At 53.8% G+C, this 23,780-nt stretch carries 20 protein-coding genes and 1 pseudogene; 16 read left to right on the top strand and 5 right to left on the bottom strand.

Annotated elements, in window-relative coordinates; translation table 11 throughout:
* The first annotated feature begins 3 nt into the window (after positions 1-3).
* From infC to Q8902_08560, 9 genes are all read left to right on the top strand, one after another.
* Complete coding sequence (infC, locus tag Q8902_08600; GenBank protein ID MDP4199615.1) at positions 4-936, top strand: translation initiation factor IF-3; 933 nt, start codon at positions 4-6, stop codon at positions 934-936.
* A gap of 780 nt (positions 937-1,716) precedes the next feature.
* Positions 1,717-2,109, top strand: a complete 393-nt coding sequence (locus tag Q8902_08595; GenBank protein ID MDP4199614.1) for a T9SS type A sorting domain-containing protein — start codon at positions 1,717-1,719, stop codon at positions 2,107-2,109.
* A gap of 748 nt (positions 2,110-2,857) precedes the next feature.
* Entirely contained in the window at positions 2,858-5,218 is a 2,361-nt protein-coding gene (locus Q8902_08590; protein MDP4199613.1) for a T9SS type A sorting domain-containing protein, read from the top strand.
* Between the two features lie 110 nt (positions 5,219-5,328).
* Positions 5,329-8,616 (top strand): choice-of-anchor D domain-containing protein, encoded by a 3,288-nt coding sequence (locus Q8902_08585; GenBank protein MDP4199612.1) that lies wholly within the window; start codon positions 5,329-5,331, stop codon positions 8,614-8,616.
* A gap of 62 nt (positions 8,617-8,678) precedes the next feature.
* Positions 8,679-9,701: a T9SS type A sorting domain-containing protein gene (locus Q8902_08580; protein MDP4199611.1), complete on the top strand. Its 1,023-nt coding sequence runs from the start codon at positions 8,679-8,681 to the stop codon at positions 9,699-9,701.
* Between the two features lie 110 nt (positions 9,702-9,811).
* Positions 9,812-11,224 (top strand): choice-of-anchor D domain-containing protein, encoded by a 1,413-nt coding sequence (locus Q8902_08575; protein ID MDP4199610.1) that lies wholly within the window; start codon positions 9,812-9,814, stop codon positions 11,222-11,224.
* A 134-nt stretch (positions 11,225-11,358) separates the two neighbouring features.
* A complete protein-coding gene (rpmI, locus tag Q8902_08570) occupies positions 11,359-11,553 on the top strand; it encodes a 50S ribosomal protein L35 (GenBank protein ID MDP4199609.1) in 195 nt (64 codons plus the stop codon).
* 136 nt (positions 11,554-11,689) lie between these two features.
* Positions 11,690-12,034, top strand: a complete 345-nt coding sequence (gene rplT, locus Q8902_08565; protein ID MDP4199608.1) for a 50S ribosomal protein L20 — start codon at positions 11,690-11,692, stop codon at positions 12,032-12,034.
* A gap of 38 nt (positions 12,035-12,072) precedes the next feature.
* The gene (locus Q8902_08560) at positions 12,073-12,936 is read left to right on the top strand and encodes a methyltransferase domain-containing protein (GenBank protein ID MDP4199607.1); all 864 of its coding nucleotides are present in this window, start codon (positions 12,073-12,075) and stop codon (positions 12,934-12,936) included.
* A gap of 5 nt (positions 12,937-12,941) precedes the next feature.
* Here Q8902_08560 and Q8902_08555 read toward each other — a convergent pair whose 3' ends face one another.
* Complete coding sequence (locus tag Q8902_08555; protein ID MDP4199606.1) at positions 12,942-14,174, bottom strand: DUF1343 domain-containing protein; 1,233 nt, start codon at positions 14,172-14,174, stop codon at positions 12,942-12,944.
* Positions 14,175-14,194: 20 nt separating this feature from the next.
* Between Q8902_08555 and Q8902_08550 the strand changes: the two genes are divergently transcribed.
* Both Q8902_08550 and Q8902_08545 read left to right on the top strand, forming a co-directional pair.
* A complete protein-coding gene (locus Q8902_08550) occupies positions 14,195-15,283 on the top strand; it encodes a glycoside hydrolase family 76 protein (GenBank protein ID MDP4199605.1) in 1,089 nt (362 codons plus the stop codon).
* A gap of 187 nt (positions 15,284-15,470) precedes the next feature.
* Positions 15,471-15,854 (top strand): hypothetical protein, encoded by a 384-nt coding sequence (locus Q8902_08545; protein MDP4199604.1) that lies wholly within the window; start codon positions 15,471-15,473, stop codon positions 15,852-15,854.
* Between the two features lie 164 nt (positions 15,855-16,018).
* Here the strand turns inward: Q8902_08545 and ndk are convergent, their stop codons facing one another.
* The 3 genes and pseudogenes from ndk to sucD form a co-directional block, all read right to left on the bottom strand.
* Positions 16,019-16,441 carry a nucleoside-diphosphate kinase gene (gene ndk / locus Q8902_08540; protein MDP4199603.1) on the bottom strand — a complete coding sequence of 141 codons (423 nt, stop codon included), beginning with the start codon at positions 16,439-16,441 and terminating at the stop codon, positions 16,019-16,021.
* A 102-nt stretch (positions 16,442-16,543) separates the two neighbouring features.
* Positions 16,544-17,149 (bottom strand): hypothetical protein, encoded by a 606-nt coding sequence (locus Q8902_08535; protein MDP4199602.1) that lies wholly within the window; start codon positions 17,147-17,149, stop codon positions 16,544-16,546.
* 355 nt (positions 17,150-17,504) lie between these two features.
* A pseudogene (gene sucD, locus Q8902_08530) lies at positions 17,505-18,377 on the bottom strand (succinate--CoA ligase subunit alpha).
* 212 nt (positions 18,378-18,589) lie between these two features.
* Between sucD and Q8902_08525 the strand changes: the two are divergent.
* The 5 genes from Q8902_08525 to Q8902_08505 all read left to right on the top strand — a co-directional run bounded on the left by Q8902_08525 (position 18,590) and on the right by Q8902_08505 (position 23,334).
* On the top strand, positions 18,590-19,786 hold the full coding sequence (locus Q8902_08525; protein ID MDP4199601.1) for a hypothetical protein: 1,197 nt from the start codon (positions 18,590-18,592) through the stop codon (positions 19,784-19,786).
* A complete protein-coding gene (locus Q8902_08520) occupies positions 19,786-21,303 on the top strand; it encodes an aldehyde dehydrogenase family protein (protein ID MDP4199600.1) in 1,518 nt (505 codons plus the stop codon). The genes Q8902_08525 and Q8902_08520 overlap by 1 nt, the downstream gene beginning before the upstream one ends.
* Before the next feature lie 94 nt (positions 21,304-21,397).
* Positions 21,398-21,856: a Rieske (2Fe-2S) protein gene (locus tag Q8902_08515; protein MDP4199599.1), complete on the top strand. Its 459-nt coding sequence runs from the start codon at positions 21,398-21,400 to the stop codon at positions 21,854-21,856.
* Positions 21,853-22,917: a cytochrome bc complex cytochrome b subunit gene (locus Q8902_08510; GenBank protein MDP4199598.1), complete on the top strand. Its 1,065-nt coding sequence runs from the start codon at positions 21,853-21,855 to the stop codon at positions 22,915-22,917. The genes Q8902_08515 and Q8902_08510 overlap by 4 nt, the downstream gene beginning before the upstream one ends.
* Positions 22,918-22,989: 72 nt before the next feature.
* The gene (locus tag Q8902_08505; GenBank protein MDP4199597.1) at positions 22,990-23,334 is read left to right on the top strand and encodes a hypothetical protein; all 345 of its coding nucleotides are present in this window, start codon (positions 22,990-22,992) and stop codon (positions 23,332-23,334) included.
* Between the two features lie 41 nt (positions 23,335-23,375).
* Here Q8902_08505 and Q8902_08500 read toward each other — a convergent pair whose 3' ends face one another.
* Entirely contained in the window at positions 23,376-23,624 is a 249-nt protein-coding gene (locus Q8902_08500; GenBank protein ID MDP4199596.1) for a DUF2007 domain-containing protein, read from the bottom strand.
* Between the last annotated feature and the right edge of the window lie 156 nt (positions 23,625-23,780).

Genomic DNA, 23,780 nt, shown 5'->3' with positions numbered 1-23,780 from the left:
AATTTGGATACGGTTGCGGCGCCAGATGTAGAAACAAACGGCTCCGATGCTCCTGAATCGAAGACCCCAACGCCTGTCAGCGTTGGCGGATTAACGCTCAAAAAGCGTACTCCCTCTCGGACTTCCACCACTACCGGAGCCGCGCCTGGCGCGACTCCGAGTGCACCTGGCACAGCCGCAGCGGTGCTCACGCCGCGTGTTGGACCGCCGCGCACCACATTACGTCCAGCCGGACCAAGTCCTGCAAAGGTTTCCAAGCGCATGGAGCGATTCAGCCGCGTCATGCCAAGCCGCGATCCCGGCGTGCGCATGAACGAGAATATCCGCGTCCCGGAAATTCGCGTTATCGATTCCGAAGGCCAAATGATCGGCGTCATGTCGCCGAAAGAAGGGCTGGAAATTGCACGTGCAAAGATGCTCGACTTGATCGAGATTGTCCCCAATGCAAAGCCACCTGTCTGCAAGATCATCGACTTTGGCAAGTGGAAATACGAACAGCAGAAGAAGGATAAACAGGCAAAAAAAGCGTCACATCAGCAGCTTCTGAAGGAAGTCCGATTCCACCCTCGCACCGATACGCACGATTTCGAGTTCAAAGTTCGCCATGCGCGTGCCTTCATCGAAGAAGGGCATAAGGTCAAGGCCTACGTCCAGTTCAAGGGACGCGAAGTCAGCTACAAGCAGTTCGGCGAGAAGTTGCTTACGGATTTCTGGAAGCGAATGGAAGATATCGCGAAGATCGACCAGAATGTTTCCATGATGGGCCGGACAATGTCCATGGTCCTCTCACCGGCTGGCAAGAAAGCTAAGGCTGGTACCGAAGCCAAAGCTGAACTGAAACCAGAACCGAGAGCCGAACTCCGGAAAAAGGAGCAGCCCAGCGTCGATCTTGACATCTCTCCCGATGGTCAAGCCGAAGAGCCTTCGGATTCCTAAAATACTCTGATGGGTTTTCTTCTTCCGCCAGTCCCAAGTTGTGCAGCCATTTAAGATGGAAGCGCATCAGTGTGCGCAGTGCAGCCCAGTTCACCGAATCGGAATTCGCGAAGAGTACCCCTTCCATCTATTACAACGCTATTCGACCCCTTCGGTGTTGCATGAACATCATAAAAATATATACTTCTGCGATGATTTAATTATTATTCATAATTCATCGGCTGAAATTCATAATCAAGGCTGAATGGGCAGGTTGGGGCCAAGATTGTAAGAGGAGTACTCACTCACTACTCCATTTCCACAGTTTCAGTTAGATCGGACATATTGTAACGAAGCGAGAATCTTTTGCTCAACCTATGAGGTTCATTGAACGGTAGTTATCCCTGCCAATGCGTGACCGGGTCTCCGGTTCTCCAGCGCTTCGGTAACGCCCGGCCACCGGGAGCATCAGGCATGATATCGATCAACCATGATGCGCATCGAACACGATGCAAGGTCTGTTGAGGTAGAAGCAACAGCGCGTAAGGTGATACTTGTCGTCTGTCGATTCTGAAATTTATTTCGGAGACAGACTTTATGAGCATTGTTTCTTACAACAGAGCCGTCTCAACCAGCCTAAAGCCGCCGGTAGCGATAGCACAGCCTCAACCCAAATCGTGTATTGTAGTGGCGTCCTCGCGGGAGCGGGGATTGCCGCGCCTTCCCCTCGCACATCCCAATCAACCAAAGTTTGCACCGGTCCTCTTCGGACTGGCGCGAAAAGACTGTGACATAAGCACCATGAGCACGTTTATTACCTACTGGACCAGTTCATCAGGGGATAATGGAACGGTAACCTATCACTATCCGGCGCTCAAAATTTCATCGGGAACGGCTCCGGCACAATTCGCGCCCAGAGCGAATGGTGAACAGAACTACCCCAATCCGCTGACGTCGAATGGAGGGTTCAAGACGACCATCCCATTTGAGACATCGGGCCAGGGAACAGCTCTGATCCGTATTGTCGATCAGACCGGAAAGGAAATCCTGAAGGACAATATGGACGTCACTTTTACGGGTAAGCACTTCTTCTATTTTACGGGAAGCGAACTGCCTGCTGGCACGTATTATTACCAGATCGAATTTCCTTTTGGCGTCATCATCGTAAACCGCACGATGCTCATTATTAAGTAGATCAATTACTTAATGCCATGCCCTCGATGTGAGGACATGGCATTGGTTTCTTCGTTTATCAATGATGAATAAAATACCCTTCGCGAAGTGGTTGTTGCTCTCCTTGCCTTTGCTCGTGTTTCCATTAACGGGACAGGCCGTCACGTGGCACCATGTTTCGCAATTGCCCGGACAGCCAAGGGCATGCTTTTTTTTCAATAGTGACGAAGGTCTGGTCTCTTATTCTTCAAAGAGTTCGGAAATAATTGTGAGGACCACCGATGGAGGCAATACGTGGAAGCAAGTAACTCAACCTGCGATTCAAGCTGGTAATTGGTTTACGCAAATTTGGTTTAAGGATTCAAACGAAGGCTGGGCTACTTCCTTAGATCCTACCGAAGGGCTGCTTCATTCAACCAATCGGGGTTTGGATTGGGCCAACGTTTCGAGTTATTCTGGGCAAGCATGGTCTGTTTTTGAGACGAATCCGAAATCGGCACAACCAGCTCTATTTATTACAGGCGGTTTCTCGACTTCATATGGGATTCATATTTCTAATGATAATGGAAATTCATTTAGGTATGCTCAACTCGGCACAGGTACGTATAGGTCCGAGACTACTATTGGATTTACGGATTACAAACACGGAGCAACAAATAGTTATTATGGGAATCTCTCTTTTACAAACGATGGAGGAGCAACATGGCAGCTAAATTCACTTTGGATTGGTGACAGTTGGGGACTACACGCCTTTCAAGGAACAACTAACATGCTCGTCGTCCCTGAAATGCAGATTAGTGGTCGAGCACATGTCTTTCGATCGACCGATAATGGTGCCACATGGTTAGATATCAACTCCTTACCGTTTTGGGTCACCGGTGATGTTCAAGGAACATCCCAAGATGCATTTATTCAAGTCTCTTCCGCATCGGGAACTGGTGGTGGTATTTACAGATCTCGTGATTTGGGTGCAACATGGGAGGCCATTGGCGGCCCAAGGTACTATGGTCCCGATAACCGCATGGCTGTCATTCAATCGTGTGCTGGGGGCATCACAGTTTTTGCATGCGACGATTCTGGCGGCGTGTGGAGGACAACTCTTTACGATAGCGAATATTCATCGCAAAACAAGCATTTTAGTGCCGACTTGATTCCGTCTCCTGCGGCCTGTGCCAAAAGTAAATTCTATGTTCGCGTCTTTTCTGATTCATGTCCAGCCGCTTTGCGAATCGATTCGCTCGTTCTCGATGATTCAAGGAGATTCTCGATTGCGACAAAACACTTTCCGATTACACTTGGCGGCGGAGTGGCCGATTCCTTCCTTCTACAATTTAGCCCTCTGGGCCAAGCAGGGACTTTTACGGCGCACTTGCATATTTTCGGCGCGAAGTTCTTGCCGGATTCGACGGATGTGTTCGATACAATCCTGACACTCACGGCGATTGCAATCCCTGAGCCTCCTAGTCTTTTATCCTCACCCACACAATTCAATTTCGATTCGCTGAGTATATGCGTTGGCTTGCGTGATACAAGCGTCATGTTCATAAACACCGGCTGCACATCGGATACGCTAACGGACGCAAACACCCTCGGCGCGGGATTCTCCTGGCTTCGCGACTCACTGCCGATCGTTATTGCGAGTGGCGATTCGGTGCGTCTACGCTTTCGGTTTGTGCCTCCGGATTCGGGCGCGTTTACCGGCACGGCGAAGCTCACGGTCGTCTCAATGGGACTGACCCAAACTCCACAACTTGGATTTTCTGGAGTGGGTGTCCATGGCACCGGCATTCTGAATGTGCTCAGCACGTCCTTGCAGGCGGGCAGCTTCTCCTTCTGCGCGGGAGATACAACGGTCTTCGACACTATCAAGAATACCGGTTGCGACACTCTCTCGCTCTCGAACGGACAGCTTCAAGGCGATCCGACGTTTACACTGCTCACGCCGTTGCCCACGCAGCTTCCGCCGGACTCTGTGGCCATCATTTCGATTCACTTCTCGCCGCGCACCAAAGGCCCGCACACCGCTCAACTTCTGTTTGATTCGCACAGCCTTCACGGCGGGGACACCGTGCGCAAAACTGCCATCGCTCTGAGCGGCTCGGGACTTTCGGGCGAGAAGTTTATTTCCGCAAGCCTTGCCTCGGCCAATTTCGACTCGCTCTACCGCTGCGAATCCCGCGACACGACGATTACGCTTTACAACACGGGGTGCGACACCTTAATCGTCTTCGGCGATTCGCTTTCGAACGGCGCATACACCACAGCCACACTCTTTCCGCTTGTGATTCCGCCGAATGGTTCGTCGCGAGTGACCGTTCATCTCACAGCAGACACGAACGGAATGAATGGGCTCCTATCGTTCGCGAGCAATTCAGACACGGGCGCAATCTCGATTCCAATGACCGCGAGCATCATCGTTCCCTCGCATGTACATCTCTCGCTCTCCGCAGCGGACAGCGCGAAGGCCCGCGGGATGGTGACGTTCGATGTGCTGCTAACGGGCAATCATTCGAGGCTGAGCGGCCTGCACTTCGATCTCACACACAACGACGATCTGCTCGGCTATGCGCGCGGACTTTCGCCCGCGAGCGCCAGCGGACCGAGCACAGCACAAGTACAGCACTTCGATCTCGGCCCAATCCCCGCCGGCGACACGATCGGCACGCTCACATTCAACGTATATCTTTCGGATTCCACCACGACCTCGCTTACGCTTTCGAACATCACGTTCGATAACGCGCTGGGTCTTGCGCCGGACTGCATTGCATCGATCGATGACGCGGGATCGGGCTTCCGCTATATTTACTCCTGCAGCGATCACACGCTCCAGCAATTCCTGCGGACCGGCACGATCAGCACGGGCGGCCAGAATTATCCGAATCCGGTAACAGCTTCAACGGGATTTAAGACGACGATCCCATATACGACTACGGCCGAAGGCATTGCCGCCATCCGTATCGTCGATCAAATGGGCAAGGAAGTCCTGAGCGACAAGGAAGAGGTGACCTATACAGGAAAACACTTCTTCTATTTTACCGCGAGCACGCTACCTGCGGGCACGTATTATTATCAGATCGAATTCCCATCGGGTGTCGTGATCATTAATAAGACAATGCTGATTGTGAAGTAACCGTAACAATATGGGCCGGAAGCCTGAAATGGCTTCCGGCTACTTTTATCCCAATGTGCTACGTTTATTCTAAAATCAGGCTTATCACAGGCGCATTATTACTCGCTGCGATGTTTCATGCGCCTCTGGTATGCGCGCAGGTTGTGCCCGTTCAGGGCGAGTCGATTGCCACACTGCCATTTATTCCTTGGCCTGATACTGATCCGTTTACAGGTGGCTCTATCGATGGCCTCTTCTTTTTTGATACGCTTCACGGGATCGTTTCCGTGTCTGTCACTTACAAGCTTGGTCCAGGCAATAACTTTCCCACGGATTTTGCGGACACTGAACGCATTTTCTATACTTCGAATACGAGGACATGGAAAGCGGCCATTCTTCCTCAAGGAGTCAAGTACATCAATGCGATTAGATTTATCGGCGGAAAGCTGTATGCCGCTACGTTCGGACCCGATCTTCTCGTCTCGACCGATTCTGGCGCGACCTGGAATTACTCGGGACTCGGACTTGGCGATGCCCAGGATGTCTATAGCGATCCAACTGGCACAGTTCGAACGCTCCACTATGACATTAATCCGGAAGGGGCTTGGGGCGCGACATTTGCGCGCGTCGATCGTCTTCACTGCCTCTGGACAGACTCTTACTTTCCGGCGAGGATTTCGAGCGATGGTGGCATCACATGGACGAGCACAGGTATTCACTCACCACGTTTTGACTGTTATGGTGATACTTGTACAAAGGTCTTTATGTTTTTGGATACTTACGGTGTCTATCGCTCCACCGACTATGGCCTAAGCTGGCAGGAGAATAGAGATAGCTTCACAATTTATCCTAACAGAATTGAAGGAAACGCGGAGGTTGTCTATCTTGAGAATGGGAATCAGACAACGAGATATTCAGTGGATGCTGGAACGACATGGAAATTGACATCATTCAATGCTGAGAGTGGTAATTACCTTCACCTTCACATTCCCGTCTTCGGTCCGATGGGGAATTATTTGGTTTGGCCGATTGCGAATCAACTTTATCTGCTCACAAGTGGCATCGATGGGATGCTTCATGGTCCGCTCGATTCCTACTTGTTGACATCGGATTCGTTGAGGATTTCTTCGTCATGCCCGGTCAGTATTCCAATCCCATTCGCCGCAACGGTCGATAGCATTAGCACAACGGTTTCGATCCAAAGCGACACGCTCAAAGAATTTCGATTGCGTGGGCAAACATCATTCGTTTTTAATACCGGCCAGCGAGACACAACATGGATCGACTATTCGCCGCGCGTCACGCCATCATCGAGCACGCTCAAGCTTCTCTTCCATTATACCTGGCATTGCTCGGACTGGACGGAGACGCGGACGGTTATCGTGACCAGCCCTCCGACTGCTTACGCCGTGGCTCCAAAAGCAATGCAAGGAAGTTGCGATCTGGTGCTCGATACGGGACGTGTCAGCATTGATTCGTGCCAGTCACTCGTGATTACGAATGTGACGGTCACGCCGTCTCTCGCCAACCGCTTACGTTTTGAGCATGCGCTTCCGGATACGGTTCGATCCAACAACCAACTGCTTCCCTTTGCATTCGATCCACACGATACGAACGCGAACGGGAATGTGCAGGTAGTACTTCGCGGCTACTATCTTGGGACGAGCGTCGCGTTCGATACGATTCTCTCCATTCATATTGCAGCAACCCCCGCCTCGCCGGAGCTTCAATCAATGGCATCTTCATTCGATTTTGGACCGGTCAGTACTTGTATCGGCTCGCATGATACGTCGGTGGTCTTCACGAACCACGGCTGTGCGCCGGATACGATCACAAGTCTCTATATGAGCGGCACCGGATTTTCCTGGCTTCGCGATTCGCTCCCAATCATCGTTCCTCCCGGCGATTCGGTTGCGCTTCGCTTTCGCTTTGCACCAGTGAACTTGGGTGCCGCTACCGGAACCGCGGAGATCGATGTTGTCTCGATGGGACTTCCCTATGATCCAATTCTCTCGCTTGCTGGCACGAGCGTTCGCGGTGCGGCGCTTCTTTCTCTCAAGGACTCACTGCTCGATTTCGGCACGATGACCGTCTGCCACGCGGATACGACGCTCTCGTTCACGCTTGCGAACCAAGGCTGCGATACACTCTTGCTTTCGGACATTGGCGTCGATTCGCTTGGCCGCTATGTGCTTTCGGACACATCTCATGTCTCGCTAGCCCCGGATTCATCCCGGCGCGTGAGCGTTCGATTTCGCTGTAACGATACCGGCCTCTTCAATGCAGCATTCCACGTGCACGGTGTAGGCGTGTTTGGCGAAGATCCAACGGATCGAACGCTATCGCTTGTGGCACACGTCACGCACGGATCGCGCATTGCCGCGCTCAGCACTAAGGCGGTGGACTTTGGCAGTCTGCGTGTATGCGAGGAGCGCGACACGGCGGTATGGCTAAAGAACACCGGCTGCGATACGCTGCGAGTGTTTGGCGATAGTATTGCGGGGACCAACGGGACCTATAGGACCGATGCGACATATCCTTTGGTAATCCTGCCAGGTGATTCGAAGAAGGTAACGCTGCACCTTGCACCCGATACCACCGGAGCGCCCGCGACTATCGGCGGAGTAGTATTCTTCAATAGCAACTCCGATTTGGGTCAACTCACTTTGCCACTGCAAGCGAGCATTTCCTATCCCTCGCACTTTTCGCTTGCTCTCACGCAGGTGAGTGGTACCGCGCCAGCGACCAGCGCAATTGCCGGCACGGCCTATACCATCCAACTGACACGCCAAGCCGCAATCCCACCGGGACTCGCCGAACTTGATTTTACCCTTCGGCACGATGATGACATGCTGACTTATCTCAGTACTATCGAGAGTGATGTCCATCAGACGAATTCAGTCCGGCTTGCCAATGGCGATGCATTGCAAACATTTGCGATGAGTCCGGTCGTGGACCGTCCGACGCTTGCGACGATACAGTTTCATACTAATGTCGCACAGCATGATAGTACCGCCATAAGTCTCGTGCATGACACCTTGTTGGCTTCCGGCGATCTTCCGGCTTCGTGCATTGCACTGGTGGACTCCACACCGTCTTCGAATCTCACTGTGGTATTTCTATGTGGCCAGCAAACGATCCGAAACATGCTACGCGATCTTCCGATCGATGTCTCGCAAGTGGAGGTTGTGGATAGATCACTTCACTTCACGATTGAGCGCAATGCCATCATGTCGCTGACTGCGAGCGCGGAAATCATTGATGTGCTAGGCCAAATGCGCGCTCGGAAGTCGCTCGTGCTCGGGGCGCAGGAGAATGCTATCGAGTGGAATCTCGCTGGCGTGCCATCGGGCGCGTATTTCCTGCGCATCACATCGAACGGTTTTGCGGCAACGCGGCGGCTGCTCGTAGTGGAGTGAGTTGCGCTGAACTAAGCCCTTTGAGGGTAGGTTAAATCACGCCTCCTTCTATCTTACGCAACATGAAACACATTCTCCTATTAGCTTCGGTATGTTGGATTTTATCGGATGTCGCCGTGGCGCAAACGATCGATCAATCGGCCGCGGCGATCGGGCAAGGGTCCGCGCTCCACGGCTGGCGACAGCAAAACAGCGGCGGGAGGTTTCAACACGGCGATCGTGCGCTCGCAGCGGATGAGCCATACAGTTACTTCGATTCAAAGACGCCGTCTCACTCCTGGGACATCCCGTCGCTCTGGGGTTCTTCCATCATGATCGCCGTTAGCCAGCGAATCACTTTGAACTCCAATGCGGGCTTTGTCGACTCAATTCGTATTGATTTCAGTGCACTTGCAGGTGATAGTATCGCCGTCCTCTTGGATCCTGACACTGTGATCGATGGGCCGTTCGGACCTGAGCATCTCGATGAAACGGTATTTGATAATACCCTCAATCCCTATTATGTTGCGGTGATTTATCCTTCAAAGACTTCAGGGTCAGGGTGGATCTCAGTGCCCATTCCCCATGTAGCGGTACCGCAGAATTTTCACGTGACTGTGGTTCCGAACCCTCTGAGTAACGGCGCGGGATTTAGCTCCTCATATTCGATCCTTGGGGATAGCGAGGCGACCCGTGCAAGAACACTGGAGAATACCCAATCTACGTATATCATTGCCGCAAACGGTTTGGGATATACAGGTGTAATCGACAGCAATGTTACTCCTCCCGGCGATATACTTCCAATATATAGCAACTTGTATGTGGAGGCATTTGTCGCTGCAGCCGGTGCCGCCGTGGATAACACGATTACTCCCGCGAAGGGCATTTCAATTTTTCCGAACCCATCATCGAATCTTCTGAGTGTTTCGCTTCCGCGCAGCCTCCGCGTCACTGGCATCGATCTTCTGGACGTACTCGGGCGCATCGTGCTCACCTCACCAGAGGTCACAGCGATAGACGTTAGTCATCTGATGCCAGGGCGATATATGGCAGTCGTGCATACATTGTCTAGCGAAGTCAGGTACCCGGTTATTATTCAACGGTAGGGGGCCATTCCGGATGCGGACTTCAGCCGTCCGCATCCGGAATCTTCGGAATAAGTATTGGTCGAACAGTGTTATCCAGCGCTGCTTCATTTGCTAAACTCAAGACAACTATGAAAGTCCTTCTTCGTACTTTCCTATCCTTCCTCGTGATTTGCTTTTTATCAGTCGGGACCGCATCGGCGCAAAGGACGTTGACCGTCACGAACGCAACGGCTGGCCCGGAGCCGACCGGTTCATCCACCATGGTTCAGTCTGGTGTGCCTTGGTTGCAGGAGTCTTATCCGGCCTCACAGGCAACGGTTGCACCCGCTAGGCAGGCGGGATTCGCTCCACTCGGGGCAACAGATTCTATATCGTATTTCGATGGGACGGCGCCCGCGCATGATTGGCTATTTCCATTTCAGGCCGGAAACCTCTATGCTGTTGCAGCGGCGGAGCGCTTTACGCTACCCAATGATTCAGGATACCTCGATTCTTTGAATTTTCTTTTGGATAGAATAGTGGGGGACAGTCTTACGATCGCGATCTATCCGGATACAGTTATCACGACGGCTGGTGGCCCATTTCATTTCGTGAACATCTTCAGCTCGACGGCAAAACCCTTCGCGGCGCTGACCATCCCGGCTCCGCAGGCCTCGGGGGCCGTAAACTTGAAATTCCGATTCCCACATGTGCTTGTGACCAAGAATTTCCACGTGGTGCTCTTCCCGCGCGTTGTCGCCAGCGGCACAAACCTGACTGCCACCTCGCAATTTATTATTCGCGCTGATAGCGAGGCCGTACACACTCCTTCGCTCAGTAATGCCCATTCGACCTTCATCGGAATCAACCTTCAGGGAGGCACTCGGACGACCGGGATCATGGACGGTTACTTTACGCCCACCGGTAACGCTCTGCCGCTCTATCTCAACTTTGCAATCACGGCATGGGCGCAGTCCAACGCGCCGGTGCCCACACTTTCGCTCTCGCGGACTTCGTACGACTTCGGCAATGTTGCATTAGGCGCATCACCGAGCTTCGGCATCAAGCTTTCGAATACTGGCAGTAACGATGTAGCGGTGACCGACATTGCTGTCACGCAGGATGGTCCGGATTTCAGTGTACCGACTCCCATCACGCCGTTTGTAGTCAAAGCTGGCAAGAATACCTTTGTGAGCGTCAAATTCGCACCAACGAACCTTGGTCCGCAATCTGCGACAGCGATACTCACAATGGATGATGGTTCGACACTCCAGATTGCGCTGACCGGCACCGGCGTGGCCAATGGCGGAGTCGATCCCACCGGCGTGGATAATTCAGCCGTGATAGTCTATCCGAATCCGACGGCGAATGCACTTCGAATCGATGGTGCCGCCGAAGGCGCGACCGTGGAGTTACTCGACATGCTCGGACGCTCGGTGCTGCGAACAAAGATCGTTAATGAGCAGCCACTTGATGTCTCGTCGCTCGTTCCAGGACGGTACGAGGCTGTTGGGCATTCGGGCGCGTCGCTTTGGAAGGTGCCTGTCATCATTCAGCGCTAGGAATCAGCCAGCGCTAGGAATCAGCGCCGGCCGCGCGGATGCAGTTCATCCGAACCAAGCAGCCGTGCGGCCTGTTAGCGCGGACTCAATTTTAGAAGATATTTCAGAGCAAAAGTAGCGAATCGGAGGGTATTATGCCGAAAATGAAAACGAAGTCGGGTGCGAAGAAGCGGTTTAAGCTGACCGGTAGCGGTGGGATTAAGCGCGAGAAGGCGTTCCAGGCGCATATTATGACCTCCAAGTCGCAGAAGCGCAAGCGCAATCTGCGTCATGCCACTCTGGTGGCTCCCAGCGACCTGAAGATGGTCCGCCGGCTCCTCGGGGTTTAAGCACCGATCGTCTAAAAGTTTTGCCGTTCAGAGCGTCCGCTGTTTTGCGGGCGGCCCTGCGTGACCTTCGGGACGCGATAACCAGGGTTCAGATGCTTCGAATGGCTCATTCACATTAAAAATCTGAGAATTTACCATGCCAAGAGCTAAAAATCTACCAGCAGCCAAGCACCGCCGGAAAAAACTCCTTGAAGCCTCGAAGGGCTTCTTTGGAATGGCCGGCAACGTCCATACCGTTGCCAAGAGTCGCATTGATAAGGCGCGTCAGTTCGCATATCGTGATCGCCGAGTCCGGAAGCGCGACTTCCGTTCGCTATGGATCGTCCGCATCAATGCCGCCGCCCGTGAGAATGGCACGACATACTCCCGTCTGATGGGCGCGCTCGCCAAGAAGGGCATCACACTCAACCGGAAGATGCTGGCCGACATCGCGTATCATCACTCCGATGTGTTCGCGCAACTTGTAAAGCAAGTCAAGTAGTTTAGAGAGGGCGGGTATCATACCCGCCCTTTTGCTTTATGGATGCTCGATTAGCGCAAGTCCTTGCGTGTCCGAACTGTGGTGGAGTTCTCGACGAGTCGGGGGACACACTTCGTTGCCGCGATCACGGCTGCGAGTTCAAGGTGGAGCACTCGATCCCGATTCTGATCGAGCGGAAAGAACCAACGGGGAATTTCGATTACCTAACGCATTACACCCTCGATTCGGAGCAGTTCGATTACTTCGAAGAACGCACCGGCGCCACCGCGCATAGCGAGCGGAGATTGCGTGAGTACGTTCTCTCGCTCATTCCAAGCGAGTCCAAGAGTATTCTCGATGTTGGCTGCGGCTCAGCTTGGGTCGCGAAGGCATTTCAGCATTCGGGTAAGTTCGTTTGCTCGCTCGATGTCTCGATCGTCAATCCGAAAAAGGCCATCGAGCGGTATCCATCCCCCGATCATGTCGCTATAGTTGCGGATAGTTATCGCTTGCCGTTCCGCGATGGCTCGTTCGATGCCATCGTTGCCGCCGAGATTATCGAGCATTTGCACGATCCCAAGGTGTTTGCCGAAGAGCTAATGCGCGTCGTTCGCCCCGGTGGCGTCGTGATCGTGAGCACGCCATTCAACGAGCGGTTGGTGTATGAAATCTGCATCCACTGCCACCAGCCGACGCCTCACAATGCACACTTGCATTCGTGGACGAAGGAGAGCCTGACGAGCCTTTTCATAGACAGCTCCATCCGTGTTGATTTTTACACGTTCAACAATAAGCTCTTGCTCTTTGGCCGGACGTATCCCGCCCTTAGGCTCTTGCCATTTAGTGCGTGGAAAGCAGTGGATGGTCTCGCCAACACCGCGCTCAACAAGCCGGTGAATTGTATCCTCCGCGTGACGCGGTAGTCTGGTTAGTGATAGAGCAAATAGGGCATTCGGTCGCGCCGGAACGCATCGCAATCGCGCTGCCAATTGGCAAATACCCGTGCGAGGTCCGCACAACGTATGAGGATATCCCGAAGGCCTCGCATACCGGTCACCTTATCGAACATAGCATCCACGGAGAATGGAAGTGCGTCAAAGCTCTTTCGGAATGCCGTATCGTGAAGCATGGCTTCGAGTAGCTGATATTGCAGTGGATAGAGAGAGGGAATGGCGTGTAGTGATGATACCGAGATGCGAACGCCATGATACGATTTTGTTTGTCCGGCATTCTGACCGACGAAGTCCTCCGCGTTGATTGATGCGGTGCCATGATAGATCGAGTCGGCGATCCGAAGAATTTCACTTGTACCAAGAAGTGTCGAACCCATACGCAGAAACGGCGCGTCGGTGCCGATCCCAATGGAGAGAACGCCAAGCTCGCCCGTAGCGCCAAGCATGGCCGCGCCGACGGCATTCTCGAAATGCGGGATGTTCGGGCTTGGCGCCGTCCACGGGAGTCCCGTCTCGTTCCAGTACATCGAGCGCTTCCAGCCGCGCATCGGAATCACGGTGAGCTTGAGCTTTTGCGCCTTGTTGAACCATGCCTTCGCCTTCGCCATGCGCGCCAACTCGCCAAGTGTCAAGCCGTGCAAATAGGGAATCGGCAGTGCGCCGACGAAGCTCTTGAGGGTTGGGTCGAGCGTATTTCCTTCGATGCGTTCGCCAGAGAGCGGATTCGGACGATCGAGCACGTAGAATGGAATGCCCTGCTCGGCAGCAGCCTCCATTGCGAGGACCATCGTCGAGAGATACGTATAGGGCCGCACGCCAATGTCCTGCAAATCGAAGACGAGTGCATTGATGCCCCGAAGCATTTTCTTCGTTGGCTTGCGCGTTGAGCCGTAGAGCGAGTATACTCGAACACCGTGATACCACTCCGCTGAGTCGCTTGGAACTCCGGCCTTCCGTGTGCCCATGAGACCGTGCTCTGGCGCAAAGAGCGCAACGAGCTTCAGCGAGTGCTCGTTCGCAAGCAGATCGGCACCAAGTTCACCGCTGGCCGTTCGTCCGGTCTGATTGCTGATGAGCCCGATATGCTTGCCCTTAAGAGCAGCAAAGTGCTGACTTGCGAGATTATCGAGACCGGTGACAACTTGCGCCTTGGCGGAAGTTGCGACCAATAGAATCGCAAGAAGGAAACCGACGTATTTTTGCCTCATCGAACTACCACAACACGATCATGCGAAGAATTCTATCCGTCTTATTTGTCCTGTCCGTCCTCTCCCCGAACGCTGAGGCACAGAAGAAGCTGTGGGCGGACCGCGCCCAAGCGACTATGAGCTACATGCAAAAGCACATGTGGAATGCAGCCTCGCAAAATTACGTCCGCCGTGCCGATCAGCCGGGCGCGCCGGGCAGTGATGCGTGGGGCATCACCATCGTGCTCGATGCGTATGCGTATATGGTCGAGGGTGGACTACTGAAGCCGGAGCAGCTCAAACAGTATTATCAATCGTCATCGGCGCTCTATGAGAAGACGAATGGCACACGTGGTGCGCGCATCCTTGCGCAGCAAGGCGATCAGATCTACGTTGGCGGGGATGACGATCTCCAGTGGTGTGCCGCGCTCGTGCATTGCTTCGAAGCGACGAAGGACACTGAATATCTGGAGGCGGCAAAGTTTGCGTTCAATGCCCTGATCGACATGGGATTCTGGATCGATGGTGGCAATGGTGGATCCAAAGGATGGGCATGGAATTCTGCCGACCGAAGGCCGAACGGCGTCAGCACGGCCTATGGCGCGCTGGCAGCGGCACGGTTGTACCATGCGACAAACGATAATGTCTATAAGCAGTGGGCTGTAACGTCGCTCAACGCACTCGAAACGCCGCAAGTGGGATTCTTCCCGCGTGATATGATGGTGGCTGCCGATGCGGCGATCACATGCTCCGAGCATACAAAGGATGCTGATCTTCTCACTCGCGCACAAAAGCTTGCAGGAACCGCCGTAGCGCAAGCGCATGAGATTATGGGGGGGAAACGTAAAGGCGAACTCAATCCGACCGATGTCGGAGACATCGCCGATGGACTCATCCACATGAGCACTGTCATGCACAATAGGTCGTATCAAACCGAGGCAATCCGTATGATCGATTTCTTTGCAGGTCAGCGAACCGCAAGCGATATCGCGGAGCACGGATTCTTCTCACGCTACGATTCAAAAGGCAAACCCGTGACGAGCGGTTCATATCTCGGCGTCCCACTTGCAGTTCCGTTCTTACCCGAGGTTGCCGAGATGTTGAAACTCTTTGCGATCCTGGTGGTGTAGGGATCAATGGCATTAACCCACGATTCGTTTTACAATCTCGGGCTAATGCCATTAGCCCCAACGTCCTTTATTCCCAAGAATTCGCGCGAAGTAACGGATGAGTTCTGCACTTAGGACTTAGCACTCAGCACTATAAATTGGTGCGCCGCTTGCATGGCATCTCAGGAGTTCACTAAATTTTACGATTATGAAACTTCTTATTGCAAGCGCGCTTCTTTTGTCTTTCTTCGCGATGAATACATACGCTCAGAGTTATCCTTCGGCCATCAAAAAGCATCACAAGATCAAAACGATGCTGAAAACCACGACGACGACGGAGCCGCAGACTTCCTCAGCCGGCGCTGAAGTAAGCGGCGTGACTGCTTCCGTGCCGGGCGACCCGTACAATTTGGCTCATCCATTCTTCAATGGCGATGAACGCTGGACGAACGCCGACACCCTCTATAAGCATGGCGATTTCCCGTGGGCGCTCGTACAGCAGCATCCTGAGTCTTTCCGGTTCAATACCGAGAGCGGACAGTGGGAAACGACGAATACCTCAGGCATGGGGACATTGAAGAAGACGCGGTAGAAGGGAGCCATGCGGCTCAAGGGATGTCATTGTGAGCGAAGCAACTCGTCGCGAAGCTGGCATCGCCCACGATGCAATTTGCGAAGTCGAAGAATCTCTAGCATGAAGTCGAGCGACCCTTCGACTCCGCTTCGCTTCCTCTCAGGATGACAGAGCGAGTTCGCTTAAGCCAAATCCGCCAGTTCGCGCTCGGTGAAGAAGAACGCGATCTCGCGAAGACCATTCTCGACGGAATCCGAGCCATGCACGGCGTTCTCACCTTTGTTCTTCGCGTAGAGCTTACGGATGGTCCCCGCAGCAGCTTCAGCAGGGTCGGTCGCGCCAATCACGCGGCGCCACTCGGAGATAGCATTGTCTCTTTCGAGTGCGATCGGCACGCACGGCGCGCTCGACATGAAATCGACGAGACCATCGTAGAACGGACGTCCCTTGTGGACTTCGTAAAACTTCGCAGCGGCTTTGTGCGAGAGTGCGACCATCTTCATCCCGAGGATGCGAAAGCCTTCCTTCTGGATGTGGGCGATGATGTTACCGGTATTGCCCGCAGCTACGGCGTCGGGCTTGATGATGCAGAGGGTGCGTTCGATGGCCACAGATGTATAGAATAAATTGATTGTTTGGGTAAGGGCTAATGGCATTAGCCCGTAACGCGGTAGGGCTAATGCCATTAGCCCCTATAGCCGCCAGTTCTATTGTTCCAATTTGGAAGCCGCCGGTAACGGTTTATCCACCGCTTCTCGTGCCCGTTCCGGGTGACGAGGTTCCGGGGCTTTGGTGATCCACTCGGGCCACGACCTGGTTGGGTAACGGATCGAGCCTGGGACAATGTCCGGTTCGGCAATCTGGTATTGCTCGACCAGCGCTTCGTTCTTCTCCGAGACGCTGTGCATCACGTTCGAGATCTCCGACCATTTGAGTGCGAAGTACCCGATGATGCCCCCGGCAAGCATCCCAATATTGAGATCCAGATGCGGGCTTCCTTTGAGCAGGCGAACCGTCCCGACCGTCGCTAGCGCGACGGTTGCCGCTCTCGCGATCGAGTATCGAATGCCGGTGCCCATCTTGCCGACGTACCACTCGCCGGCAACTGGCAGCATTGCAAGGCTCATCCCATAGTCGTAGCTGTAGAACTCCTGATGGTAGGTTTCGAGGTGGCCGCGGTAACTTGCGATGGAATCGCGGTAGGCTTTGTCAAAGTACTTGGGAGCTTCCTGGGCTTCTGATCGGACCGATAGGACCGATAAGACGGATAGGACGCATGCAACGGTTCTGTAACGGTTGGAGCGTATATGCATGGTCCTTCAGCTTTCCAATTCTCTGCCACAATTAGCGGCGAGCGCGCTTCTTTGGCTTTGGCGCCGGTTTTGCTGTGCGCTTCGGCGCCGCTTTCTTCACCGGCTTTGCCTTCGCTTTGGCGGTACGCTTCACGGCCTTCGCAACGGGCTTGACGGCACGTTTCGCAGGCTTTGCAGCAGACTTGGCGACCTTCTTAGCAGGCTTCGGCTTTGCTTTCGCGGCGGCTTTCGCCTTCGCCGTCTTAAACTCCACCTTCATCACTCCTCTTGGCTCTTCGATCATGATTGTCTGGCCCTTACCGGGCTTCCAAATGCGAGAGAGTCCCTTCGTGGCCGCCCGTTTCTTCTTCCACTTGGCACTGGCAAGCACTTTCGTCACGGTCTCGCCGATGACCGCCGGGGTATCCACGACCGTGATGCCATTGGCCGTCATCGCCTTCATCTTTTCTTCAGCGGTGCCCGCACCGCCGGAGATGATCGCTCCGGCATGGCCCATGCGGCGACCCGGAGGGGCAGTGCGACCGGCGATGAATCCGACGACCGGCTTTTTGAAATGCTTCCCGATCCAGGCCGCAGCTTCTTCTTCTGCGGTACCGCCGATTTCGCCGATCATGACGACCGCATCGGTCTGCGGGTCATTCGCGAAAAACTTGATTGCATCGATAAACCGTGTCCCAACGATTGGATCGCCGCCGATGCCGATAGCGGTCGATTGGCCGAGGCCTTCTTCCGTAAGCTGGTTGACAGCTTCGTAGGTCAGCGTGCCGGAGCGCGAAATGATACCGACTCGGCCCTCTTTATGGATAAATCCCGGCATAATGCCGATTTTTGCTTTTCCGGGTGAGATTACCCCGGGGCAGTTCGGTCCAACGAGAACCGTTTTCGAAGCGCGGACAGCATGATAGACCGGGATCATATCGCGGACCGGAATGCCTTCGGTAATGCAGACGACGAGCGGCAGCCCGGCGGCAACATCTTCCAAAATCGCATCGGCTGCAAACGGCGGCGGCACGAAAATGCACGCGGCGTTTGCCTTGGTCGCGCGGACGGCATCGGCTACCGTATTGAAGACCGGAATGCCTTCATGGACCGTCCCGCCCTTGCCGGGCGTGACGCCGGCCACGACGTTCGTGCCATACTCGACCATCTGCTGGGTGTGGAAGGACCCTTCGCTGCCCGTGATGCCTTGCACCAACAGGCGTGTGTTCTTATCGACTAATACGCTCAATAGAGTAAGGGGTAAAGAGTGATGAGTAAAGAGTAATAATCGGGCGTGGAAACACTCACCAGACAAAAGTCGTTACCCGCAGCCGCTCGTTACGATCCAAACGGTTCGCCGATTATGAGAATGCAGGCTATCCGAAACGGATGCCACACTCAAGTGTTTGGGAAGTTTGACGAGGAATAATACTACTTCTGGTACAAAGGGGCCATCGTTTCGTGAGAATCTCTGCCAATTCCGCAATCATGCTGTTTATCGCGCTTTTCTGGGTGGGTCAGATCCATGCCCAGTCGACGGCCGATATTGGTGCAAGCACGACGCCCAGGATTCATTATCAGTTTCCGTTTCAAACGATGTGGGACGATGCCGTCCTGAGGTCGGCCAAGTCAGGCAAGCCAACCGCTGCCTTCGATCTTGATCTCATCGACTCGGCCAGTATCCGGCTTGCAAATACCATAATTCACGACAGGCGGCTGCAAATATATCTTCGCAACCACTTTGAACCGGCGATGAATGATTTTGCCGTCGATCCACCACCGACCGTCGGTTTGGATAGTCTGCGGAATCTTGGCTGGAGATTGAGCGGACTCGAAAAGGATTACAAGATCGCAAAACGGCCATGCATCATTGTGATCGGCACCGATAAGCAGGAAATCGATCGAATTGTTTTTCCCGATAAACTGAGCGCGCGAGAGCTCGAGCAGAAGCTCGATGATATTCTTCATGGCCGCAATACGGTGCAATCTATTGTGGCGAAGTATTGGAGCAATCCCGGAAATCTTGCGCTGCACTGGAAGCTGATTGACCTGTTTGAAGAGCGTTCGAAGTATGATAGCGTCGTTCGGCACCTCGATATGATTCGATTGAATGCTGCGCATCCCGTCGACGCTCGCAAGGCATGGATTCGTGAGGCTGACCTTCGGCTTCACGTGGAAGGCGCCGTCGAGCCGGTCCAGGCGCTCATGGCGACACTTGCCAAGCGTGGCCCCGATAGCGTGCTTCACTACGAGTTGCTGCATGAGGTACTTGCTTATTACAAACAGCGAAAGAAGTTCGATAGCGTCGCGGTGACGTATGATCAAATCATGGCATTAATGGGGACACGGGATCCGGACCTGATAAACGAGGAGGCCTGGTATCTCGCAAGCACATCATCGCAGTCGGCACGCGCTCTCGGACTTATCAATGAGGCACTCGCGGCTAGGCCGGACGAATCAAACTTTCTCGATACGCGCGCACTTGTCGAAGGGAATCTTGAGAAATTCGATGACGCGATTCGCGACGAAGAGCAGGCGCTGAAATTTGCCGAGAAGGCAGACAAGAATTATTTTGAAACGCAGCTTCAGCATTATCGCGATTTGAAAGAAAAAGCGCACGCTGAACTGGATGAAGACACGACACACACTACACACTAATGGCAGAGACGCTCACGGCACCCGCATCCCCCGATATTCTCGCTGAGATCAAGCCACTCAAGGCAAACCCGAAGCCCGGCAAGCTCTTTATCGATGGCGAATTTGTCGAGGCACGGTCGGGCAAGACTTTCGAAACACGAAATCCTGCAACGGGAGAGGTGCTGGCACTGGTCGCCGAAGCCGGAGCGGAGGATGTCGATCTCGCCGCCCACGCAGCGCGCAAGGCGTTTGAGGAGTCGAGTCCGTGGCGGAAAATGACGCCACGCGATCGCGCTCGAGTGCTTTGGAAGCTTGCCGAATTAATTCGTGCAAATGCCGAAGAGCTTTCCGAACTCGAGACGCTCGACACAGGCAAACCAATCTTCGAGTCTTCGCGATTCGACATTCCACTCGCGGCTGAGTGCTTCGAGTATTATGCAGGCTGGCCGACGAAGATTACCGGTGAGACAATCCCAAATACGGCGGGTGGCGAAGCGCTTATATACACGCTCCGGGAGCCGGTCGGTGTCTGCGGACAGATTATCCCTTGGAATTTCCCGCTGCAGATGCTGGCGTGGAAAGTCGCGCCAGCGCTCGCCTGTGCGAATACCATCGTACTCAAACCTGCCGAGCAAACTCCGCTCACGGCTTTGCGTTTTGCTGAACTCACACTCGAAGCCGGGCTACCTCCGGGAGTCTTCAATGTCGTGACCGGCTTTGGGCCCACGACGGGCGCTGCGATGGTCGAACATCCTGGCATCGACAAGATCGCGTTTACCGGTTCGGTTGAAGTTGGCAAGGAAATCATGCGCGCTGCCGCGAAGACTCTCAAGCGTGTCTCCCTCGAACTCGGTGGTAAATCGCCGAACCTTGTGTTCGCCGATGCCGATCTTGAAACAGCTGCGAAGTTCGCGCTGGGTGGTATCTTTTTCAATCAGGGCGAGATGTGTACCGCCGGATCCCGAATCTTTGTGGAGGAGAAAGGCTATGATGAGTTTATGGCAGTGCTGCGTGGGCGCGCTGGCAAAATGGTTGCTGGCGATCCACTGCATCCCAAGACACGGCTTGGCTCGCTCATTTCGTCCGAGCATTTGGACCGCGTAATGAGCTATGTTGCGGTCGGAAGGGGAGAGGGTGCATCCGTCGCCATTGGCGGAGAGCGCATCGGTTCACGAGGTTACTTCATGCAGCCGACTGTGCTCGAAGGCGTGACGAATTCCATGCGGGTTGCGCAGGAGGAAATTTTCGGGCCCGTCGCGAGCGTCATCAAGTTTGCGAATTTGGAGGAGGGCGTGCGAGAGGCGAACAACTCCGAATTCGGCCTCGCTGCTGCGATTTGGACGCGGGACATCAAGAAGGCACACCGCGTTGCGCGTAGCGTAAAGGCGGGTACCATTTGGATCAATACAATCTCGACTACGGAGAATGCCGCACCGTTTGGTGGATATAAGTCCAGCGGGTTTGGTCGCGAGCTTGGCCGCGCCGCGATCGATCTCTATACCGAGACGAAGACTGTCTGGGTGGATTTGAACGGGTAATCCTTATAGCTTTGAGACTGCCGATGATCCTGATCGCGTTATCACCGGCATCCCCATCGAATGTTTCCGTTTAACAATAGTGTAGTCGCTCTTGATGTTCGAACACCTTCCCACCAAACGACGCAACATTCTTCGCTGGCTTGTGGCCGTCGGGTTGACGGCATTCGCCGCGCCGTTCGCGTTCGCGGTCGGAAAATTTCTTGCGTTTCAGGGTGCGTTCGCCGGTAACAAAACCGCGAAGCTCTCTGCGGCGGAATTAACGCCAGACTCACCGTCAAAACTTGTCGAGATCGAGGGCGAACCTGTGATCGTTGTGCGTGAGGCGGACAACTCCATTCGTGCATTTACAGCGACCTGTACCCACCTTGCATGCATCGTTTCATATCGGCCACAAATGCCCGGATTCTATTGCAAGTGTCATGGCGGGAAATATGATGTCAACGGCGTGAACGTCCCCGGCACGCGGCCAAAATCACCACTAACTGAACTTGTTGTGAACCAACAGGCGGACGATCTCGAAGTCTCTCTTGCACCGAAGAACCCAGCCGCATGACGCTAATCGATCATCTCCATCTTCGTGAGCCTTACGAGGCGCTGAAAGCGAAGCATGTCCCGCGTCATAAGAGCTCGATGTGGTACTACATGGGAGGGCTCGCGTTCTTCTTGTTTTGCATCCAGATCGCGACTGGTATGCTCTTGCTGTTCTACTACCAGCCAACACCGGAGGCTGCACACCAATCGCTTGAACTGCTAATTACGAAGGTCCCATTTGGATCTGTCCTGCGATCGCTCCATTCGTGGAGCGCAAATGCGTTGATCTCCGTGGTGTTTTTGCATATGTTCTCGACGTTTTTTATGCGAAGCTATCGATCGCCGCGTCAGATTCTGTGGCTGACTGGAATCCTGCTTCTCCTGCTAATGCTGGGTTTTGGATTTACCGGATATTTGCTACCGTGGGACTCGACGGCCTACTTCGCGACACGAATCGGCACGGAGATCCCAAAAACTGTTCCGATTTTTGGTGATGCCATCTCAGGTCTGCTCCGGGGATCGAAGAACGTCACGGGCGCGACGCTCACGAGACTCTTCGGTCTGCATGTCGCCGTGTTGCCGTTGATTGCGGTAATCCTTGTGGGTGCGCACGTCACCATGACCGCGTTATTCGGCAGCTCATTACCGCCGGGAATCGAGGCGAAGGCGAAGACTCGCTTTATCCCGCAGTATGTTCTTGGTGAGTCGATTTTATGGCTCATCGGTTTGGCCATTTTACTCTGCCTCGCGGTGCTCTATCCCTGGAATCTTGGGCCCGCCTATGATCTCACCAAGCCGACGGAACCCCCCGCAGGTGTCCATCCGGAGTGGTATTTCATGTTTCTTTTCCAAAGCCTCAAGTATGTCCCAGAATGGCTTGCAGTCCTGTTATACACACTGGTACTCATCTTTTGGACGCTGGTCCCTTGGCTCGACCGAAAGAATGGCAGGCATGGAAGGGCTTCTATCTTCACCTGGCTTGGGATTACGGCCATTCTTGGAATGATTACATTGACAACGTTGGCATACATTTCGGTTGAGGCTGAGATAGCTAAACCTGAACAGACAGTTGCAAGTCCATAGCGGTACGTCTCAGATGTATCTGCTGAGGATTTGAGGCTGGCTTACTTAAATCATTATTATTGGATACTATTTATGCAGACATCGAATTACATCCGTTATGCCTTCAGCCTGCTGACGATGATGCTCGTTCTATCGGCCGGCTCAATCCGAGTAGCCGCTCAAGGTGACCAAACGGCGCCGGCGCCGAGCAGCTCGCCTTCTTCCAGCACACCATCCACCGCGCCGAGCAGTTCCTCCGGTGGGGCCGTCGAGCATTCCAGCTCACGCACAACCACGACCACCACAGAGGTACCTCAGGATAGCAATACCTGGTTGCTCATCGCGATTGCAGCAATCGCATTTTTGGTGCTGGTTATCGTCCTCGCGCGCGCAGCATCCAACAAGCGAACCGAGAGCCGCACGACAATTGTAAGATAATCCGGAAGTGGCCACGACACAATTGTTGTGGCCACTGGGTCCTATGCTTGTTCCGTGTCCATTTCGTCGGTCAGATCATCTGTCGTATCTTCGAGAATCGATTTAGCGCGATCGAAATCTTCGGGTTCGACATAGACGTGCACTCCTCCGGCATAGTCGAGCGAAGGCATAACATTCGAACGGTCTTGCGCTTCGATCATCGCCTCGATGCCTTCCCGTTCTAATTTGGTGCGAACGAGTTCCGCTTCGAATTCGGTCTGGTAGGTCGCCAGCAGTGTGAGATTCTTCATAGTGAGTTATTTGTGATACTGCGGATAACGAGGAATGTGTGCCGGGTAGTGCCGAGCATCTCGAATTCGTCGCAGCAAAAATCATGATTGCTCACTCATGAGTGGGACAAAAAAAAACATTTTTGTGGGAAGTGAAACTTTCCGTCGTATTTTTGC

The organism is Bacteroidota bacterium, from assembly GCA_030706745.1.
Taxonomy (GTDB): Bacteria; Bacteroidota; Ignavibacteria; order Palsa-1295; family Palsa-1295; genus PALSA-1295.
The sequence above is the reverse complement of the archived record's forward strand: the minus strand, read 5'-3'. Positions and strand labels throughout refer to the sequence as shown.

Coding starts and splice junctions, on each gene's coding strand:
- Q8902_08595 (MDP4199614.1), top strand. CDS start 1,717: ATGAGCACGTTTATTACCTACTGGACCAGTTCATCAGGGGATAATGGA.
- rpmI (MDP4199609.1), top strand. CDS start 11,359: ATGCCGAAAATGAAAACGAAGTCGGGTGCGAAGAAGCGGTTTAAGCTG.
- rplT (MDP4199608.1), top strand. CDS start 11,690: ATGCCAAGAGCTAAAAATCTACCAGCAGCCAAGCACCGCCGGAAAAAA.
- Q8902_08535 (MDP4199602.1), bottom strand. CDS start 17,149: ATGCATATACGCTCCAACCGTTACAGAACCGTTGCATGCGTCCTATCC.
- Q8902_08580 (MDP4199611.1), top strand. CDS start 8,679: ATGAAACACATTCTCCTATTAGCTTCGGTATGTTGGATTTTATCGGAT.
- Q8902_08585 (MDP4199612.1), top strand. CDS start 5,329: ATGTTTCATGCGCCTCTGGTATGCGCGCAGGTTGTGCCCGTTCAGGGC.
- Q8902_08545 (MDP4199604.1), top strand. CDS start 15,471: ATGAAACTTCTTATTGCAAGCGCGCTTCTTTTGTCTTTCTTCGCGATG.
- Q8902_08575 (MDP4199610.1), top strand. CDS start 9,812: ATGAAAGTCCTTCTTCGTACTTTCCTATCCTTCCTCGTGATTTGCTTT.
- Q8902_08515 (MDP4199599.1), top strand. CDS start 21,398: ATGTTCGAACACCTTCCCACCAAACGACGCAACATTCTTCGCTGGCTT.
- Q8902_08555 (MDP4199606.1), bottom strand. CDS start 14,174: ATGAGGCAAAAATACGTCGGTTTCCTTCTTGCGATTCTATTGGTCGCA.
- Q8902_08510 (MDP4199598.1), top strand. CDS start 21,853: ATGACGCTAATCGATCATCTCCATCTTCGTGAGCCTTACGAGGCGCTG.
- Q8902_08560 (MDP4199607.1), top strand. CDS start 12,073: ATGGATGCTCGATTAGCGCAAGTCCTTGCGTGTCCGAACTGTGGTGGA.
- Q8902_08500 (MDP4199596.1), bottom strand. CDS start 23,624: ATGAAGAATCTCACACTGCTGGCGACCTACCAGACCGAATTCGAAGCG.
- Q8902_08590 (MDP4199613.1), top strand. CDS start 2,858: ATGCTCGTCGTCCCTGAAATGCAGATTAGTGGTCGAGCACATGTCTTT.
- Q8902_08505 (MDP4199597.1), top strand. CDS start 22,990: ATGCAGACATCGAATTACATCCGTTATGCCTTCAGCCTGCTGACGATG.
- Q8902_08520 (MDP4199600.1), top strand. CDS start 19,786: ATGGCAGAGACGCTCACGGCACCCGCATCCCCCGATATTCTCGCTGAG.
- Q8902_08550 (MDP4199605.1), top strand. CDS start 14,195: ATGCGAAGAATTCTATCCGTCTTATTTGTCCTGTCCGTCCTCTCCCCG.